This is a genomic window from Rhizobium sp. 01T444 (assembly GCF_056398305.1).
In genome coordinates, this window is the sequence record NZ_JBFTPD010000448.1 from 1 (window position 1) to 503 (window position 503).

At 62.4% G+C, this 503-nt stretch carries 1 protein-coding gene; it reads right to left on the minus strand.

Annotation, left to right across the window (positions count from 1 at the left end; genetic code table 11):
• Positions 1 to 240: 240 nt before the first annotated feature.
• Positions 241 to 503 (minus strand): DUF6429 family protein (locus AC1DTN_RS39395; RefSeq protein ID WP_477925703.1); only part of this gene is annotated, 263 nt, incomplete at its 5' end.

Here is a 503-nt window from a genome sequence, read left to right on the forward strand (position 1 = left end):
TTGTGATCGACCGCGAGGGTCGGCTTGCCAACAACGGCTGGGACGACGAAGACCCCGTCTGGACCCAGGAGCAACTTCAGCGGGTCGTGGAGCCGCTGCTGGCTCGCAAGTAGACCAATGTTGTACAGAGCGCACCGGTTTTCGCAGTCTGCGACTGCTTGCAGGCCCTGAGCGGTCTTCGACGGCAGCGGCTCGGACTTCCGAGGTTGGCCGACCGGAGGCATTGCTGGCCCCTGTAGATCAGCATTGCTCGCCGCTGCGGCGGGGCCCGAAGTATTTGGCCGCCATTTCCTTGGCCAGGCGCATGCCCTTGTCGGTCAAGTGGATCGACTCCTGCCGCCCGTGCGGTTCAGAGATGAGGCCTTTGGCGTGCAGGGCATCCATCGTGGCAAAGTCGTAGCGCTTCCATACGCGCCCGTTCTCGAATTCGCAGACGCCGAGTAGCGCCAGAAGCACCTCTTCGATCCTGTCCTTGTCATATTCCACGGCATCGTGCTTTGCGG